Consider the following 18,301-nt stretch of genomic DNA (forward strand, 5'->3'; position numbering starts at 1 on the left):
TGACGAAGCGTCCATTTGTGTTAGCAGCTGTTATCCTGGCTATGTTCATAGGGGCCATTGAAGCAACGATCGTTTCTACGGCGATGCCTGCTATTGTAGCGGACTTGGGCGGCTTTTCTCTTTATAGCTGGGTATTTTCTTCATATTTATTAATGAATGCGGCCACTGTATTAATCTACGGAAAGCTATCTGATATTTTTGGGCGCAAGCCTGTACTGATTATCGGTATTTTAATTTTTCTTATCGGTTCCTTTTTGTGCGGGCTGGCCACTTCTATGGAACAGCTTATTTTCTTCCGTCTGATTCAAGGTCTTGGTGCAGGAGCGGTAATGCCGATTGCCAGCACGATTGTAGGCGATATTTATACGACAGAAGAGCGGGCGAAAGTACAGGGATATCTTTCAAGTGTTTGGGGAATCTCAGCAGTGACGGGTCCTGCTCTTGGCGGATTGCTTGTAGAATTCGTCAGCTGGCGTTTTGTATTTTGGATTAATTTACCGTTAGGTCTATTAGCTATTGCTGGCTTACTATTATTTTTACATGAAAATATTGAAAAGAAAAAACCAGAAATCGACTATGCTGGCACTTTCGTATTTTTAATTTCTATTTCTTGCCTCATGTTTTTATTAGTGGAGGGTGGAGTGAAATTTCCTTGGTTATCTGGGGAGAGCGCCCTTTTGTTTGCTGCAGCAGTTATTACCTTTATTTCCTTTATTTGGATAGAGAAGCGAACTTCATCTCCTATGATGCCTTTTGAGCTTTGGCAAGTTCGTTCTATCTTGATCGCTAATATCGTGTCTTTTACAACGGGTGTTATGCTGATCGGGATTTCGAGTTTTTTACCGACTTATGTACAAGGTGTAATGGAAGAGAATGCGACGATTGCTGGGTTTACATTAACCGCTATGTCAATCGGATGGCCTATTGCTTCAACGCTTTCAGGAAGAATGCTTTTGTCTATCGGTTATCGCAAAACGACAATAATCGGCGGCATATCTCTGATTATTGGCAGTGCGTTGTTCGTGTTGATGAATGCGGAAAGTGGACCCTGGTGGGCGGCTATTTCTTCCTTTTTCGTCGGTGTCGGTATGGGTCTTACTTCAACTGCTTTCATCGTTTCGATTCAAAACTCGGTAGAATGGGATCAGCGGGGAGCGGCGACTGCGGCTAATATGTTTATGAGAAACTTAGGAAACACAGTAGGGGCTGCTTTGCTTGGCGGGGTTTTAAATGGCCGGCTGCAAGCTTTCTTGGACAGGCAGCCTAATGAAGAAATCCAGTCTTTGTCCATCGATTCGATTAATAAGCTGCTTGGCGGGGAAGGCAGCAAGCTTTCGGATGAGATGTTTCATGTTTTACAGGAAGGCTTATCGAGTTCACTACATTCCGTTTATGTAGTGGTGCTTATTTTCGCTGTGTTTTCTTTTCTCTTCCTATTACTGTTAAAAAAGGGTGAGTGATTCACTCGTAGTTTGGAGGGAAGCAGTATGATATTTTCGGAATTTCAACTATTAAAAGTTTTAGCGGAAGAAATGAATATGAGAAAAGCAGCTCAGCGTCTGTTCGTTTCACAGCCGGCGCTGTCACAGCGGCTACAAACAATTGAAAAAGAATGGGGCACAAAGATTTTCAACCGGTCGACAAAAGGGTTATCTTTGACGCCGCCAGGAGAAATGATCGTACAGTTTGCTGCAGAGGTTGTTGAAAAAAGAGAAAAGGTACAGGAAAACATTCAAGCTCTTGAATCAGAGGTATACGGTACATTAAAGATCGCCTGTGCCTCCATTGTCGGGCAAAAATGGCTGCCGAAAGTATTAAAGCGCTTTGTGAAAAAGTATCCCCACGCCAAAATATCATTAATGACGGGGTGGAGCAGTGAAATTTCTAAAGCACTTTATGAGGGGGAAGTGCATATTGGCATTATCCGTGGAATGCCAGAGTGGAAAGGCCGGAAAATTCACCTTTTTGAAGATAGTCTCTATTTAGTAGACAGAGAAATCCGGAATGTTGAAGAAATCCTGACAACTGATAAGCCATTTATTCAATTTAAGAGTGATTCCACTTATTTCCAAGAAATACAGGAGTGGTGGCATCGGCAATTTCAAATGGCACCTAAACAGTCTATTATTGTTGACCAAATAGAAACGTGTAAACAAATGGCTTTTAATGGGATTGGGTATGCTATTTTGCCAGCTATCACGCTGGATGAAGTAGAGGGAGATGTATATAAGCTGCCTTTGCTTGATGAGGAACAGCGTCCTCTTCGCCGGGATACATGGCTCCTTGGATACGATGCTGCCTTTGAACTAAGGCAGGTTCAGGCATTTCTTGAAGTAGTGGAAGAGTGCAAGTAAAGATAAAATATTCTTGAGAAATGTTCTTTACTCTGATAAATTAAGAAGAAATGCGAAGTAAAGTTTTTTAGCTGTTTCGCAGTATAGATGAAGAGTGGGAGGAATACATAGCATGAAAATGATGGATGCACATGAAATTATTTCTTTTATTAGCAATAGCACGAAATCAACACCAGTTAAAGTATACGTAAAAGGTGAACTTGAAGGAATTGATTTTGGCGCTTCTGCTAAAACATTTATTGAAGGCCGTTCAGGTGTTGTCTTTGGCGAGTGGTCAGAAATTTCTGAAGCGATCAAACAAAACGAAGGCAAAATTGAAGAGTATGTTGTAGAGAATGATCGCCGCAATTCAGCGATTCCTTTGCTTGATTTAAAAGGAATTAAGGCACGTATTGAGCCAGGTGCAATTATTCGTGACCAAGTAGAAATTGGTGATAATGCTGTCATCATGATGGGCGCTTCGATCAACATTGGTTCTGTTATTGGCGAAGGAACGATGATTGATATGAACGCTGTGCTCGGAGGACGTGCAACAGTAGGGAAAAACTGCCACGTTGGCGCTGGCGCAGTATTAGCAGGAGTAATTGAGCCGCCTTCTGCACAGCCGGTTGTTCTTGAAGATGATGTATTAATTGGTGCAAATGCTGTCGTATTAGAAGGGGTAAGAATCGGACAAGGATCTGTCGTAGCAGCAGGTGCGATCGTTACAGAGGATATTCCGCCGTTTTCAGTAGCAGTAGGGGCACCAGCAAGAGTGATTAAGCAAATTGACGATAAGACAAAGTCAAAAACAGAAATCATGCAGGAGTTACGCAAGCTGTAAGCAGCATGGAAGAGAAACCGAAAGAAGCACGGGCTGCAGCCCGTGCTTCTTTCTTAAAGAAAGCGAGTGGAAAAAATGGAATACAGTCCGTTTATAAGTATCCGAAGAGACCTTCATCAGATTCCTGAGCTTGGATTTAACGAGTATAAGACACAAAGCTATATTTTGGAATATTTGCGTTCTCTTCCTCAGGAACGTTTAGAAGTCAAAACATGGAGAACAGGCATTCTAGTCAAAATAAAAGGCAAAACAGGGCAGCGTACGATCGGCTATCGCGCTGATATGGACGGACTGCCGATTGAGGAACAGACAGGCCTTGATTTTCAATCCTCCCATCCAGGCTTCATGCATGCCTGTGGACACGATGTCCATATGAGCATCGCTTTAGGGGTGCTAACTCATTTTGTTCATCATGAAATTGATCCCGATCTGCTTTTTATTTTTCAGCCGGCTGAAGAAGGGCCTGGCGGAGCACAACCGATGATAGAGAGTAAAGAGATGAGTGAGTGGCTGCCGGATGAAATATACGCACTGCATATTGCTCCTGAGTATCCAGCCGGAACGATTGCCACAAAAGAAGGCATGTTGTTTGCTAACACCTCCGAATTATTTATTGACTTAACAGGAAAAGGAGGCCATGCGGCTTTTCCTCACGAGACAAAGGATATGGTTGTTGTGGCGGCTCATTTAATTACTCAGCTGCAAACGGTTGTATCTCGAAACACCAATCCGCTGGATAGTGCAGTTGTCACGATTGGCAAGCTAACAGGGGGAACGGTTCAAAACATTATCGCTGAAACCGCTCGCCTTGAAGGAACGATTCGGACGTTATCTGCAGAATCTATGTTAAAAGTGAAAAAGCGTATTGAAGCGCTTGTAAAAGGGATTGAAGTCGGCTTTGAATGCACGGCTGCCATTGATTATGGCTGCAATTACTATCAAGTAAATAATGATCCTGCTGTTTCAGAGCGTTTTATATCTTTTATGGAGCAGCAAGAAGACATTCAGCTCGTTATTTGCAAAGAAGCGATGACGGGGGAAGACTTTGGCTATATGCTAAAAGAAATCCCTGGGTTAATGTTTTGGCTTGGGGTAGGTTCTGATTATGGTCTTCATCATGCTAAGCTAAATCCAAATGAAGAAGCGATTACAGTCGGCATTGAAGCGCTGACGAGATATTTTCATACACTTTCTTAACTGGCTGGAAGTAAGCGTTTTTATTTCACCTGCTGCTCGCTTTTGGGAAAATTAGAACAGTTCTTTCCTTTCAGAGCAGCTGTAGAAGTTATTATTTGGTTGTCAGGAAAGATCATGTTACACTGGATATAAATGATAGCGTTTAAAAAAAGAACAGCAGGGAATAACAGTAAAGGGCATTTTTAAGTTAGGGTAACTAAACGTTTATATTAATTTCTTTTTTAAAATTATTATAAACAACTGTTGACGGTAATGCTTGTATCTATTATAATAATAATGTGATCAGGGAAGTAATTGAGAATAATCTTTTACTTTCTCATTTATAATGAATTTTAATTTTGGAGGGATTTTAGCGATGGCAGAACGCATGGTAGGAAAACAAGCTCCACGTTTTGAAATGGAAGCAGTATTAGCTAACAAGGAGTTTGGAAAAGTAAGTCTTGAAGAAAACATGAAAAACGACAAGTGGACAGTATTATTCTTCTACCCAATGGACTTTACTTTCGTATGTCCAACAGAAATCACTGCTTTATCTGATCGTTATGATGAGTTCGAAGATCTTGATGCAGAAGTAATCGGCGTTTCTACAGATACTATCCACACTCACTTAGCATGGATCAACACTGACCGCAAAGACAACGGTCTTGGCGATCTTAAATATCCATTAGCTGCTGACACAAACCATGTTGTAGCTCGTGAATATGGCGTACTAATTGAAGAAGAAGGAGTTGCACTTCGCGGATTATTCATCATCAATCCAGAAGGCGAGCTTCAATACCAAGTAGTAAACCACAACAATATCGGCCGTGATGTAGATGAAACTCTTCGTGTTCTTCAAGCGCTTCAAACAGGCGGACTTTGCCCTGCAAACTGGAAGCCAGGCCAAAAAACTCTGTAATCTTTCTTTGCGGAGACATCATTAAGCATAATAAATTTAGAGGCCTAACTTACTTGTTAGGCCTTTTTTAGAAACAAGGAGGCTATTCAAATGAAACTTAGAGAACCGATGCCAGAATTACAAGGTGCAACTGAATGGTTGAACGGTGAAGTAACGAAAGATGAGCTAGTCGGAGAAAAGCCAACACTTATCCATTTTTGGTCTGTCAGCTGTCATCTATGTAAAGAAGCAATGCCAAAAGTAAATGAATTCCGTGATGAATACAGTGACAAGCTTAATGTCGTAGCTGTACATATGCCTCGTTCTGAAGATGACCTTAATTTAGAAGAAATTAAGTCAGTGGCAGCAGAACATGGAATTACACAGCCGATTTTCGTAGACAGCGAGCATAAATTAACAGAAGCATTTGAAAATCAATATGTTCCTGCTTATTACGTATTTGATAAAGATGGCAATCTTCGTCATTTCCAAGCTGGAGGCAGCGGCATGAAAATGCTCGAAAAACGTGTAAATCGCGTGTTAGATGAAATGGAGAAAAATGCCCAATAATAAAAGAAGCCAGCTAATGAGCTGGTTTTTTTATTAAGTGAGTTTGTGAAAAAAGTCACAAAATCTTCATCAAGAAAGGGACTTTTCCTTGGGCCAAGCGTTTAGAATAGAGTGAATAGGAAAAATAAACTGAAGATGTAAAAATAAGGAGGGCTCTGTATGGAACTGGATAGTGTCATGCTCAGCCGGATGTTGACTTCAATGACATTAGCATTTCACATCATTTTCGCTACGATTGGTGTAGGGGTTCCGATCATGATTTCGATCGCTGAATTTATTGGGATTAAAAGAAATGATCCGTATTACTTATTGTTAGCACGGCGCTGGGCCCGGGGCTTCACGATAACAGTCGCTGTAGGCGTTGTAACGGGAACGGCTATTGGCCTTCAATTATCGCTCCTTTGGCCGAGTTTCATGGAAGTGGCTGGACAGGTCATTGCTTTGCCTTTATTTATGGAAACATTCGCTTTTTTCTTTGAAGCGATCTTTCTTGGCATTTATTTGTACACATGGGATCGGTTTAAAAACCGTATGACACATTGGATTTTAACAATTCCCGTGATGATCGGCTCTTCTGCGTCAGCTTTGTTTATTACGACAGTAAACTCATTCATGAATACGCCGCAAGGATTTGAATTGAAAAATGGAAAAGCGGTTAATATTGATCCGATTGCTGCGATGTTTAATCCTGCTACTCCATCTAAAGTCTTTCACGTATTAACTACGTCTTACATGACTGCTGCTGCTGTACTGGCAGCCATCGCTGCTTTTGCTATTATGAAAGGAAAACGCAGTCAGTATGAAAGAAAAGCTTTGCGGCTGACGATGATTTGTACCTTTATTTTTTCTATCTTGACTGCTGTTGCTGGAGATATATCAGCTAAGTTTTTGGCCGAAAAACAGCCTGAGAAGCTGGCAGCTGCAGAATGGCATTTCGAGACAGAAAAAAATGCCGATTTAATTTTGTTCGGTACGCTTGACGAAAACAATGAAATAAAAAATGAAATTCGTCTCCCGGGATTTTTAAGCTTTTTAGCTGGCAGCTCGTTCGATACGAAAGTCATTGGATTAAATGAATTTCCAGAAGATGAGCGTCCGCCATTATGGATTCATTACATGTTTGATCTGATGGTTTCAATCGGTTTCTTCGTTCTCGCCGTTTCAGGTGTTTATATTTTAATGGATAAAATTAAACGGTTTAACGAGTTAAACAAACCGTTGCTATGGATGATTACCGCTTCTGGCCCGCTTGCGATGCTTGCGATTGAATTCGGTTGGATCTATGCGGAAGTAGGACGTCAGCCATGGATATTGAGAGGGTATATGAAAGTATCGGAAGCGGCCACTACTGGTGACGGAGTCGGGCTTACGTTTATTTTGTTTGCTCTTCTTTATCTAGTGCTTGGCGTACTTTGTGTCATCGTATTAATTCGTATGTTTAAGAATACGCCGGCAGAAGCCGAACTGGAAAAACGTTTCCCAAACCTTTGAATAAATAGAGGAGGATAAGAGGCATGAATTTAGAACTTCTCGGTATTACAGTTCTCTGGACGTTTTTATATGGTTATCTAATCGTTGCGTCCATTGATTTCGGTGCCGGCTTTTTCGCTTATTATGGGAAAATAACGAAAAAAGACCATTTAATTAATGACTTAATCTCCAGATATTTATCGCCGGTCTGGGAAGTAACAAACGTCTTTTTTGTCTTTTTCTTTGTCGGAATAGTTGGCTTTTTTCCTAGTACGGCCTATTATTTCGGAACGGCCCTGCTTATTCCTGGCAGTATAGCGATCATTTTGCTGGCTATACGCGGGTCTTTCTACGCCTTTAACAATTACGGTTCGAAAAATAATATTGTTTACTTATTTTTATACGGAGCGACGGGTTTATTGATTCCCGCCTCACTTTCGACTGCTTTGACGATTTCTGAAGGTGGATTTCTTAACGTGGAAGGCAACAAGGTGACATTTTTGGCAAAAGAGCTGCTTACAAGCCCTTATTCTTGGAGTGTAGTCGCGCTGTCTATCGTGTCTGTTCTGTTTATTAGCGCTACTTTCTTAACTTACTACGCAGATCGGGCAAATGATAGGGGAGCGAGAGCTATTCTTCGTAAATTTGCTTTATTGTGGAGTCCTCCAACCATCCTGGCGAGTCTGCTCGTGTTTGTGTCCCTCCGGGAACATAACCCTGAGCATTTTCAAAAGGCTGTTAGTGGGTATTGGTGGATGTTTGCTATGTCTCTTGTTTGCTTTATGATGGCATCGTATTTAATTTATGTAAGAAAACATTTTGGGACGGCTTTTATTATGGTGATGCTGCAATTTTTCTTTGCTTTTTTTGGTTATGGTGCGTCCCATTTGCCTTATATTTTATATCCGCATGTTATCTTGCATGAGAGTGTCACAAACGAAACAATGGCGATGGCGCTTGTGATCGTGTTCATACTAGGGCTCTTGCTGCTAATTCCATCCCTTTACTTGCTGATGAAGCTATTCCTGTTTGATGCGGACTATGTAAAAGGGAAAAAACAATAAGTATAGGTATCGTATAGCGTTATCTTCTGTGTTAGAATGGTCAGGTAATGAAACTTCGATGAACTAGTGGGGGAATGTACGTGAAAAAAGAATTTGTCGTAATAGGTCTCGGTCGTTTTGGCGGCAGTATATGCCGGGCGCTTTCAGAGCAAGGAATGGAAGTAATGGCGATCGATGTGGATGAGGACCGAGTCAATGAATTTGCTGCTATTGCCTCACATGCCGTTGTAGCTGATACAACGGATGAATCGGTGTTAAAAAGTCTTGGTATCCGTAATTTTGATCACGTCATCGTAGCAATTGGTGATGATATTCAGTCCAGTATTTTAACAACGTTAATGTTAAAAGAAATTGGTGTGAAAAAGGTTACCGCAAAAGCGCAAAATGATTATCACGAAAAAGTACTTAGAAAAATTGGAGCCGATCACGTTGTCCATCCAGAGCGGGATATGGGACGGAGAATTGCCCATAATATGATTTCTAATAATGTACTTGATTACTTAGAGCTGTCTGATGAGCATTCTATTATGGAAATTGTAGCGAATAAAGTGTTGGCAGGAAACTCATTAATCGATTTAGATATCCGTGCACGATATGGTATTAACATTGTTGCGATTAAAAGAGGAAGAGAGATCTTTGTGTCTCCGCAAGCAGATGAAAAGATAGCCGAGGGAGACATCTTGATCGTCATCGGTGCTGACTCAGATATTAACCGTTTCGAACAAAAAGTAATGAATGCTTAATGGAAGTATCGATATAATCGTTCCATTTGTATAAATATATTACCTATAAAGAACTTCCGGCTATTCAGCTCGGATGAAACCTAAAGATGCAGCTGCGTGCTGCATCTTTTTTATAGGGAAATAAAAAGGCTGCCTCTCGTGTATGGCAAGAGGCAGCCTTAAATAGTAGATGATTGAATTAAACTTCCATAATGATTGGAAGGATCATCGGGCGACGCTTTGTTTTCTCATAAAGGAAAGGAGCGAGAGTGTCGATGATTTCATTTTTAATCTCCGACCATTGAGTTGTTTTTTGGCTGAGAATACGATGGATATGTTTGTTTAACATGCTTTGCGCCTCGTAAATTAAATCGCCTGATTCACGCATATAGACGAAACCTCGTGAAATGATATCAGGTCCTGCTTCTACTTTATAGGTTTCCATGTTAATGCTCACTACAACGATAACGAGCCCTTCTTCGGATAGAATACGACGGTCACGTAAAACAATGTTACCGATATCGCCAATACCGCTTCCATCAATATAGACGGAACCAGAAGGGACTTTGCCAGCGAGCTGAGCGGAATCTTTGCTAAGAGCCAACACTTCTCCATTATCCATAATAAAGCAGTGATCTTCAGGAACGTCGCAGTCAACAGCGAGTTGAGCGTGCATTTTCTGCATTCTGTATTCTCCGTGAATCGGCATGAAAAACTTAGGTTTGATTAAGCGCAGCATGAGTTTTTGTTCTTCTTGGCTTCCATGGCCGGATGTATGAATATTGCTTAATGAACCGTGAATAACATCAGCTCCTGCACGGAAAAGCGCGTTAATGGTCCGGTTTACACTGATTGTGTTGCCGGGAATAGGCGAAGATGAAAATACAACTGTATCACCTGGCTGAATTTGAATTTGCCGGTGAGTACCGTTAGCGATCCTAGATAGGGCAGCCATTGGTTCTCCTTGACTTCCTGTACAAAGAATGGTTACTTGATCAGCGGGCAGTCGATTGAGCTGCTGGTTATCAACAAAGGTATCTTTTGGACAGCGAATGTAGCCTAAGTCTTGTCCGATATTAATGGCGGCTTCCATGCTTCGTCCAAATACAGCTACCTTTCGGCCATTTTCAACAGCTGCTTCTACCACTTGCTGCAATCGATGAATGTTAGAAGCAAACGTAGCGAAAATAATCCGTCCTTCTACTTTTCGGAAAATGTCTTGAATGCTGTCACCGACCCGGCGTTCAGACATTGTAAAGTTCGGTACTTCACTATTTGTACTGTCGGATAGGAGGCAAAGCACGCCTTCCTTGCCGATTTCAGCCATTTTAGTTAAGTTAGCTGGTTCTCCAACCGGTGTAAAATCAAATTTAAAGTCACCCGTGTGTACAATGTTTCCCGGAGGCGTCTTCACGACAATGCCATAGGAATCTGGAATGCTGTGCGTTGTACGGAAGAAAGTGACCGATGTTTTTCTAAATTTGATGACATCATCTTCATGAATTTCATGCATCCTCGTTTGACGCAATAAACCATGCTCTTCCAATTTGTTCTTAATTAAGCCCAGTGCCAATTTTCCACCGTAGATTGGAACGTTCACTTGACGAAGTAGATAGGGAATACCGCCGATATGGTCTTCATGCCCATGGGTAATAAATAATCCTTTGATTTTATCAACGTTTTTCTCTAAATACGTGTAATCGGGAATGACGTAGTCGATACCAAGCAATTCGTCTTCGGGGAATTTAATGCCGGCATCGATTAAAATGATCTCATCCTGAAATTGTACTGCATAGGTGTTTTTTCCGATTTCACCCAAACCGCCAAGGGCAAAAACAGCTGTTTGATCATTTTTAACGGCTTTCATAAATTAAAGCTTCTCCAATCGGTAATTTGGCGACTGTTGTTCATAAGCTAGGTACGGTCCTTCAATCGCTTGGACGTATTCGATATTATAAGGGCGGTTTTTCAGTGACTGACGCACTTCCCGTTCTGAAGCAGCTTCTGTGTAAAGGGTTCTCGTGTTTTCACGTATCGTTACTTCACTTCTGTTTTCTTGATAATACACTTTAAAAATCATTTGGTTCTCTCCTTGTCCGATTAATATATCAAAACTGCACACCTAGAAAGATTCTAGGGCAGCTCCTCTCGTTTTTAGTGCCACATTTGGGCAGTTTGTTTTGCTTTTGGTGTTTCGTTGCAACGACCAGCGGCTAGTTCCGGCTCCTCTATGCGATAAGTCGACATCGAATCGCTTCCGCTTTTCGTGTCTAGCTCCGCCTCCTTGCCCCTCAAGGTCATAAACCGATCTGGCTGTGTGGCCGAAAAACGCCACTTCGCCATTTCGTCTTATGCTTGTCGGGGCAGGGCAGTCGGCTCTGCTTTTCTTGTCTAGCTGCAGCGGCCAGCCCGTACGGCGGTTTCGGTCTCTCTGTCGGAGTCAAAGGACGACTCCTTGTTGAGCCCTCCAACCTCCTATCGGGCTAATCAGGCCGCTTCCGCTTTTCTTTATTATAAAGAATGTTTGGTTTTTTTTCATGTTTTTCATATTCCTGCTTCTGCTTTAGATAGGAATAGACGATAATTTTCATATTTATACACAAAGACAGCCCTTCATAAAGGAAGGGCTACACCATTCTTTATTATGCGATTGATTTTCTTCTGAGCATGTCTCTCCACTGTTTGGCAAGCTTCTTTTTTAGCTTTTTTAACATAGTGGATCACTCCTTACGGTTATTTTAACATACATTTGTTTAAATAAAAAGAGAAATGGGAAGCCGTCCGTCACCTATTCGTTAGTATGGGTAGAATGGTCATTGATTAGGAGTGGTAATAAACTCCAAAGATACCGGTTCGTTGACTTTAATAAGGAGTTAAGGTAGCGTGAGAGGGGAAAATATGTGACAAGGAGCTGTTTGCGTGACAAAAATAGTATTTTTTGATATAGACGGAACCTTGCTGGATCATGATAAACAGTTACCGGCGAAGACAAAGGAAGCGGTTCAACAGTTAAGAGATAAAGGGGTTTACACAGCGATCGCTACTGGACGAGCACCGTTTATGTTTGAGGAGTTGCGGAAGGAGCTTGATATTCATTCGTTCGTTAGTTTTAATGGCCAATATGTGGTGTTTGAAGATCAAGTGATTTATTTGAATCCCCTGGCCGCTGACTCACTTGACCGGTTAAATCAATATGCAAGCGAGCAGGGGCATTCTCTTGTTTATATGACGGAAGAAATGATGAAAGCAAATCGTCCTGATGATACATATGTACAGGAAAGTCTCTCCACGTTGAAATTTCCTTATCCGGGGATCAGCCCAGATTTTCATAAAGAAAATGACTTATACCAAACGCTCATTTTCTGTGAAGAAGCAGAGGAAGAAAGGTATCGGAAGGGTTTCCCTGAATTCACGTTTATTCGTTGGCATCCTTACTCTCTCGATATTCTTCCAGCAGGAGGATCGAAAGCAGAAGGAATAAAAAAAATGATGGAACGTCTTGATTTTAAAATGGAGGATGTGTATGCATTCGGTGACGGATTAAACGACATTGAAATGCTAAAGCTTGTAGGTACTGGGGTAGCTATGGGCAATGCGCTTCCGCCTGTAAAGGAAGCAGCAGATATGGTGACAACGGATGTAGCAGAAGACGGCATTTACCTCGCTCTTAAAAAGCTAGAGCTTCTATAGAGCGCTGATCCAGCTCTAACATAACCCTTTATCACAACATAGCCGCAGGCCGTTAGTTGTTCAACGGCCTGCGGCTAGTCGTTTTAGCAGTTTATTGACATTCAGGCACAGAGAAGGCTCGGCTTTTAACGTTCAATCGGCACGGAGCCTTCAACGACTGAAAAAGGATTTTTCGAATCGATATGATCGTAAAACATAACGCCATTTAAATGGTCAATTTCATGTTGAGCTACAATAGCGGGCATTCCCTTTAAGCGAAGCTTTATTTCTTTTCCTTCAAGGTCAATGGCTTTTATCGTTACTCTCGCATATCTGTGCACATATCCAGGAACATCGCGATCTACTGATAGACAACCTTCACCAGAGAGTAAGTAAGCTTTTTCTACAGAGTGACTTACAATTTTGGGGTTAATTAAAGCGTGGCTGATCAGTTTCCCCTGTTCATCGTGAACTTGAATGGCGATGATGCGTTTTGTCAGGCCAATCTGTGGAGCTGCTAGTCCAACACCAGGCCGTAAACCGAATTTTTTGGCTGTTTCTGGATCTTGGCTGTTTTGTACATATTCGAGTAATTGTTGAGCGGTCTTTTTATCTTCTTCACTTGGCGGCAAAGCCACATCCACTGCTTTTTCCCTTAAAGCCGGATGACCTTCCCGAACAATATCTTTCATCGTAATCATCATACGTACCTTCTTTCTTTAAGACAATCTCTACGGAATAGTTTATCAAAAAAACAGGTCGTTGTTAATGAAACAGGCTAATGTTTTAACAGAGACAAATTAGGCTATGTAAGAAAAACAGATGAGTAATACATAAAGGCAGAGTGTGAATGCAGAGGGAGGGAGAAATGAAGAAAAAGTCGATTGTCTCTTTTATGATAGTGGTGATTTTGTTAACAGGCTGTGGAGGCTCACCTGAAGAAAAGGCGGTCGCAATCTTTGAGAAAACGGCAAAAAAAGAAGAGGAATCAGTGAAACAGCAGGAGTCCCTGAAAAAACTTGAGAACAAAGAGTTAAAGCTGTATGAAGAAATGATGAGCACTAGCAAGAAAGATAAAAAGCAATGGGGAACTTTAACAAGAAAAGCTGAAAAGAATTTGGAAGAGCGAAAAGAAAAAGTTTCAGCAGAACAGGAAGCCATGAAGAACGCCGCAGATGAATTTTCCCAAGTGCGTGAGCTGAAAAAACAAGTGGACGATAAACGCGTAAGGAGCCAGCTTAATGAATTAACTCGGATCATGAAGGCGAGGTACGAAGAGCATCAGAAAATAGGAAAGCTTTATTACAAGATTTTAGCGGAGAATAAAAAGCTTTATACGATACTTGGGAAAGAAAAAACAAATTTAGGGAAAGTTGAAGAGCGGGTTACTAAAATTAATCAAGATAGTGAGAAGCTAAAAGCAGCTAATAAACGCTTTAACGAATTAACGCAAACGGTGAACAAACAAAAAAACTTATTAGAGAAATTGATAAATGGGAAATAAATAAAAGGCCGTATCGCCAGGAAAAACACTTTAGCGTTACTTGTTCGTACTTTACCTCATCGCAGAGAAGCAACTGGGATACCTAAAATACCCGGTTTTTTTCTTTTTCAAAGGGAAAGGATATACATGTATTCAAGAAAGGGAAATTTACCCGGTGCAAAACTACTCTATAACAGTTGAGAGAAATTAGTTTTTTTATAGTACAGATGCGTTTCGTGGAGTAATACAGTTTTAATGAAGGGAATTGAGGGAAATCAACAACTCCCTTTTAGATAGGCTAATTTTATTTGACTTTCGGCCAATCATTATTATAGACTTATGTCTGTAAACAAGTGATTGTACTAGTGTATATGATGTGTATAGTAGTACAGAGCTGAAGATAAATCACTCCATCTGGAGAACATGTGCAAGGCAGAAGACCGAAGGATGGCTTATTAAGGTAGGAAGATTACGCACAACAAAAAAGAAAGGATAGGTGGCTTTCATGAGTGCTAAAAAGAAGGCACAATTCGATGCAAAAAAGACACTTGAATTGATTGAAGACCAATTTACAATGGTTCAGATTTTAAACGAAGAGGGCGAGATCGTTAATGAAGAGGCAATGCCTGAATTAACAGATGAACAGTTGGAAGAGTTAATGACTCGTATGGTGTATACGCGTATTCTTGACCAGCGTTCTATCTCTTTAAACCGTCAAGGACGCTTAGGTTTCTACGCACCAACAGCAGGACAGGAAGCTTCTCAAATTGCTTCTCACTTTGCTTTGGAAAAAGAAGATTGGATTTTGCCAGGTTATCGTGATGTTCCACAAATCGTTTGGCATGGCCTTCCTTTATATCAAGCCTTTTTATTCTCGCGTGGCCATTATCATGGAAACCAAGTACCTGAGGGCTTAAATGTATTAGCGCCACAGATTATTATCGGAGCACAATACATTCAAAATGCCGGTGTAGCACTTGGTTTGAAAAAACGCGGCAAAAAAGCGGTAGCGGTTACATACACAGGAGACGGTGGTTCTTCACAGGGGGATTTCTATGAAGGAATTAACTTTGCCGGTGCATTTAATGCTCCTGCCATTTTCATTGTGCAAAATAACCAGTTCGCCATTTCAACACCGCGTGAAAAACAAACAGCGGCCAAAACAATTGCTCAAAAAGGAGTAGCAGCTGGCCTGCCGAGTGTATTAGTAGACGGAATGGATCCGTTAGCTGTATATGCGGTTACTCATCAAGCTCGTGAGCGTGCTCTAAATGGAGAAGGTCCAACTCTAATTGAAACAATGTGTTACCGTTATGGTCCGCATACGATGGCAGGAGACGATCCAACGCGTTATCGTACAAGCGACATGGACAATGAATGGGAAAAGAAAGATCCGCTTGTTCGTTTCCGTAAGTACCTTGAGGGTAAAGGGTTATGGAATGAAGAGAAGGAAACAGCTGTCATTGAACGGGCAAAAGAAGAGATTAAACAGGCAATTAAAAAAGCAGACGAAACACCGAAGCAAAAGGTGACGGATTTAATGGCTCATATGTACGAAGAAATGCCTGCGAATTTAAAAGAGCAATATGAAATTTACAAAGAGAAGGAGTCGAAGTAAGCCATGGCGCAAATGACAATGATCCAAGCTATTACGGACGCTCTGCGCACAGAACTAAAGAACGATGAAAATGTATTGGTCTTTGGGGAAGACGTTGGAGTGAATGGGGGGGTTTTCCGGGCGACGGAAGGTCTCCAAAAAGAATTTGGTGAAGACCGTGTATTTGATACACCGCTTGCTGAATCCGGAATCGGCGGGCTTGCTGTGGGACTTGCTCTCGAAGGATTCCGTCCGGTTCCTGAAATTCAATTTTTTGGTTTCGTGTATGAAGTAATGGATTCTATCAGTGGTCAATTAGCCCGTCTCCGTTATCGTTCGGGCGGCAGCTATTCTGCACCGGTAACGATCCGCTCTCCGTTTGGCGGTGGTGTGTATACACCAGAACTGCATGCGGACAGCTTAGAAGGACTTGTTGCTCAGCAGCCAGGCTTGAAAGTCGTTATCCCATCTTCACCATATGATGCAAAAGGATTGTTAATCTCTGCAATTCGTGACAATGACCCAGTTATTTTCCTTGAGCATATGAAATTATATCGTTCTTTCCGTCAAGAAGTGCCGGAAGAAGAATATACGATCCCTCTTGGAAAAGCAGAAGTAAAACGTGAAGGAACAGACCTTTCTATCATTACTTATGGTGCAATGGTTCATGAGTCCATTAAGGCGGCAGAAGAGTTGGAGAAAGAAGGCCACTCCGTAGAAGTGATTGACCTTCGTACAATTCAACCATTAGATATAGACACGATTATTGCTTCCGTAGAAAAAACAGGACGTGCGATTGTTGTTCAGGAAGCTCAAAAGCAAGCGGGAATCGCGGCTAACGTGGTAGCAGAAATTAATGAGCGCGCTATTTTGAGCCTGGATGCCCCGGTATTGCGTGTAGCGGCTCCAGATACAGTGTACCCATTCTCGCAAGCAGAGCCTGTTTGGCTTCCAAACTTTAAGGACGTTATTGAAACAGCGAAAAAAGTACTCGAGTTTTAATAATAAGCAGAGTATAAGGCAGGCGGTCTCAGGCTTATGTTGAATAGGTCTGAGATCTCTCCTAATATACGGCTTGTTTAAGAAGATGAACTTTTACATTAGGAGGGTGAAGACTTTGGCATTTGAATTTAGATTACCGGATATCGGTGAAGGTATTCATGAAGGCGAAATCGTAAAATGGTTCGTAAAGCCAGGCGACAAAATTGAAGAGGATGATATCCTCTGTGAAGTGCAAAATGATAAAGCAGTTGTCGAAATTCCTTCTCCTGTTACAGGAACGGTAGAAGAGGTTTTAGTGAGCGAAGGAACAGTGGCTGTCGTAGGAGATGTGCTTGTTAGAATTGATGCTCCAGGCTATGAAGATCTACAGTTTAAAGGGCATGGAGACGGCGAAGAGAAAACTGAGGCGCAAGTACAATCAACAGCCGAAGCAGGCCAGGACGTCAAAAAAGAAGAGGCGCCTATGCAGAAGGCGGAAGGAGCAACAGGAGCAGGTGAACAGCCGGCGGTTCAAGAAACGAACGTTGATCCAAACCGCCGTATTATAGCTATGCCGTCTGTTCGTAAATATGCGCGTGATAATGGAGTGGATATTCGTCAAGTAGCTGGTTCAGGGAAGAATGGCCGCGTACTAAAAGAAGACGTTGACAGCTTTATGGCAGGAGGTCAGAAAGCAGAAGAGCCAGCGGCTAAACAGGAAGAAACAGCTGTGGAGCCAGCAGCACAGAAAGCAGAAAGTGCAGCCGCACCTGTTATTCCAGAAGGGGAATTCCCAGAAACTCGCGAAAAAATGAGCGGTATCCGCAAAGCCATCGCTAAGGCTATGGTAAATTCTAAGCATACAGCACCGCACGTTACGTTGATGGATGAAGTAGAGGTAACTAAACTTTGGGCACATCGTAAAAAATTCAAAGCTGTCGCTGAAGAAAAAGGTATTAAGTTAACTTTCCTTCCTTATGTGGTAAAAGCATTAACAAGTGCCCTTCGCGAATATCCAGCTTTAAACACATCACTTGACGATAATACGGACGAAATTATTCATAAGCATTACTACAATATTGGGATCGCTGCAGATACAGACAAGGGTCTTCTCGTTCCAGTTGTAAAAAATGCGGACCGCAAATCAATGTTTGCCATCTCAAATGAAATTAATGAATTGGCAAATAAAGCACGCGATGGCAAGCTTTCTCCAGCGGAAATGAAGGGCGCATCTTGCACGATTACAAACATCGGCTCTGCTGGCGGTCAATGGTTCACACCGGTTATTAACCATCCGGAAGTAGCTATTTTGGGCATTGGTCGAATTGCAGAAAAACCAATCGTAAAAAATGGTGAAATTATAGCCGCACCTGTGTTAGCATTATCATTGAGCTTTGACCATCGAATGATCGACGGTGCTACAGCTCAAAATGCGCTTAACCACATTAAGCGTTTATTAAATGATCCAGAACTTTTATTAATGGAGGCGTAATG

At 41.8% G+C, this 18,301-nt stretch carries 18 protein-coding genes; 14 read left to right on the forward strand and 4 right to left on the reverse strand.

All coding sequences use genetic code 11. The features are described 5' to 3' along the window. Positions 1 to 41: 41 nt before the first annotated feature. The 9 genes from AC623_RS05285 (at position 42) to AC623_RS05325 (ending at position 9,098) form a co-directional block, all read left to right on the forward strand. The gene (locus AC623_RS05285) at positions 42 to 1,460 is read left to right on the forward strand and encodes an MDR family MFS transporter (protein ID WP_082174518.1); all 1,419 of its coding nucleotides are present in this window, start codon (positions 42 to 44) and stop codon (positions 1,458 to 1,460) included. A gap of 27 nt (positions 1,461 to 1,487) precedes the next feature. After that, the gene (locus AC623_RS05290) at positions 1,488 to 2,354 is read left to right on the forward strand and encodes a LysR family transcriptional regulator (protein WP_049661267.1); all 867 of its coding nucleotides are present in this window, start codon (positions 1,488 to 1,490) and stop codon (positions 2,352 to 2,354) included. A gap of 112 nt (positions 2,355 to 2,466) precedes the next feature. Beyond that, the gene (gene dapD, locus AC623_RS05295; protein WP_049661270.1) at positions 2,467 to 3,177 is read left to right on the forward strand and encodes a 2,3,4,5-tetrahydropyridine-2,6-dicarboxylate N-acetyltransferase; all 711 of its coding nucleotides are present in this window, start codon (positions 2,467 to 2,469) and stop codon (positions 3,175 to 3,177) included. Between the two features lie 75 nt (positions 3,178 to 3,252). Continuing rightward, positions 3,253 to 4,374, forward strand: coding sequence for an N-acetyldiaminopimelate deacetylase (locus AC623_RS05300; RefSeq protein ID WP_049661272.1), 1,122 nt, complete (start codon positions 3,253 to 3,255; stop codon positions 4,372 to 4,374). A 355-nt stretch (positions 4,375 to 4,729) separates the two neighbouring features. Then, positions 4,730 to 5,272, forward strand: coding sequence for a biofilm-specific peroxidase AhpA (ahpA, locus tag AC623_RS05305; RefSeq protein ID WP_049661274.1), 543 nt, complete (start codon positions 4,730 to 4,732; stop codon positions 5,270 to 5,272). A 90-nt stretch (positions 5,273 to 5,362) separates the two neighbouring features. Next, positions 5,363 to 5,821: a TlpA family protein disulfide reductase gene (locus tag AC623_RS05310; RefSeq protein WP_049661275.1), complete on the forward strand. Its 459-nt coding sequence runs from the start codon at positions 5,363 to 5,365 to the stop codon at positions 5,819 to 5,821. Between the two features lie 159 nt (positions 5,822 to 5,980). Further along, complete coding sequence (locus AC623_RS05315) at positions 5,981 to 7,312, forward strand: cytochrome ubiquinol oxidase subunit I (protein ID WP_049661277.1); 1,332 nt, start codon at positions 5,981 to 5,983, stop codon at positions 7,310 to 7,312. 23 nt (positions 7,313 to 7,335) lie between these two features. Next, complete coding sequence (locus AC623_RS05320) at positions 7,336 to 8,355, forward strand: cytochrome d ubiquinol oxidase subunit II (RefSeq protein ID WP_049661279.1); 1,020 nt, start codon at positions 7,336 to 7,338, stop codon at positions 8,353 to 8,355. 80 nt (positions 8,356 to 8,435) lie between these two features. Further along, on the forward strand, positions 8,436 to 9,098 hold the full coding sequence (locus AC623_RS05325; protein ID WP_077247324.1) for a potassium channel family protein: 663 nt from the start codon (positions 8,436 to 8,438) through the stop codon (positions 9,096 to 9,098). A gap of 178 nt (positions 9,099 to 9,276) precedes the next feature. Here the strand turns inward: AC623_RS05325 and rnjA are convergent, their stop codons facing one another. The 3 genes from rnjA to AC623_RS05340 form a co-directional block, all read right to left on the reverse strand. Next, on the reverse strand, positions 9,277 to 10,944 hold the full coding sequence (gene rnjA, locus AC623_RS05330) for a ribonuclease J1 (RefSeq protein WP_049661282.1): 1,668 nt from the start codon (positions 10,942 to 10,944) through the stop codon (positions 9,277 to 9,279). Between the two features lie 3 nt (positions 10,945 to 10,947). Further along, positions 10,948 to 11,157, reverse strand: a complete 210-nt coding sequence (locus AC623_RS05335) for a DNA-dependent RNA polymerase subunit epsilon (protein WP_049661283.1) — start codon at positions 11,155 to 11,157, stop codon at positions 10,948 to 10,950. A gap of 74 nt (positions 11,158 to 11,231) precedes the next feature. Continuing rightward, entirely contained in the window at positions 11,232 to 11,420 is a 189-nt protein-coding gene (locus AC623_RS05340; RefSeq protein ID WP_049661284.1) for a hypothetical protein, read from the reverse strand. A gap of 576 nt (positions 11,421 to 11,996) precedes the next feature. On the opposite strand from AC623_RS05340, the gene AC623_RS05345 reads away from it, so the two are divergent. After that, positions 11,997 to 12,767, forward strand: a complete 771-nt coding sequence (locus AC623_RS05345) for a Cof-type HAD-IIB family hydrolase (RefSeq protein ID WP_049661286.1) — start codon at positions 11,997 to 11,999, stop codon at positions 12,765 to 12,767. Positions 12,768 to 12,892: 125 nt separating this feature from the next. Here AC623_RS05345 and def read toward each other — a convergent pair whose 3' ends face one another. Continuing rightward, complete coding sequence (gene def / locus AC623_RS05350) at positions 12,893 to 13,447, reverse strand: peptide deformylase (RefSeq protein WP_049661287.1); 555 nt, start codon at positions 13,445 to 13,447, stop codon at positions 12,893 to 12,895. A 167-nt stretch (positions 13,448 to 13,614) separates the two neighbouring features. Here def and AC623_RS05355 point away from each other — a divergent pair, with 167 nt between their 5' ends. The 4 genes from AC623_RS05355 to AC623_RS05370 all read left to right on the forward strand — a co-directional run bounded on the left by AC623_RS05355 (position 13,615) and on the right by AC623_RS05370 (position 18,299). After that, positions 13,615 to 14,250: a YkyA family protein gene (locus AC623_RS05355; protein ID WP_049661289.1), complete on the forward strand. Its 636-nt coding sequence runs from the start codon at positions 13,615 to 13,617 to the stop codon at positions 14,248 to 14,250. 484 nt (positions 14,251 to 14,734) lie between these two features. Continuing rightward, a complete protein-coding gene (gene pdhA / locus AC623_RS05360) occupies positions 14,735 to 15,847 on the forward strand; it encodes a pyruvate dehydrogenase (acetyl-transferring) E1 component subunit alpha (RefSeq protein WP_049661290.1) in 1,113 nt (370 codons plus the stop codon). A gap of 3 nt (positions 15,848 to 15,850) precedes the next feature. Next, a complete protein-coding gene (locus AC623_RS05365) occupies positions 15,851 to 16,828 on the forward strand; it encodes an alpha-ketoacid dehydrogenase subunit beta (RefSeq protein WP_049661292.1) in 978 nt (325 codons plus the stop codon). A gap of 115 nt (positions 16,829 to 16,943) precedes the next feature. Then, entirely contained in the window at positions 16,944 to 18,299 is a 1,356-nt protein-coding gene (locus AC623_RS05370; RefSeq protein ID WP_049661294.1) for a dihydrolipoamide acetyltransferase family protein, read from the forward strand. The last annotated feature ends 2 nt before the right edge of the window (positions 18,300 to 18,301 follow it).

The organism is Bacillus sp. FJAT-27231 (assembly GCF_001183975.1).
Classification (GTDB): Bacteria; Bacillota; Bacilli; order Bacillales; family Domibacillaceae; genus Pseudobacillus; species Pseudobacillus wudalianchiensis.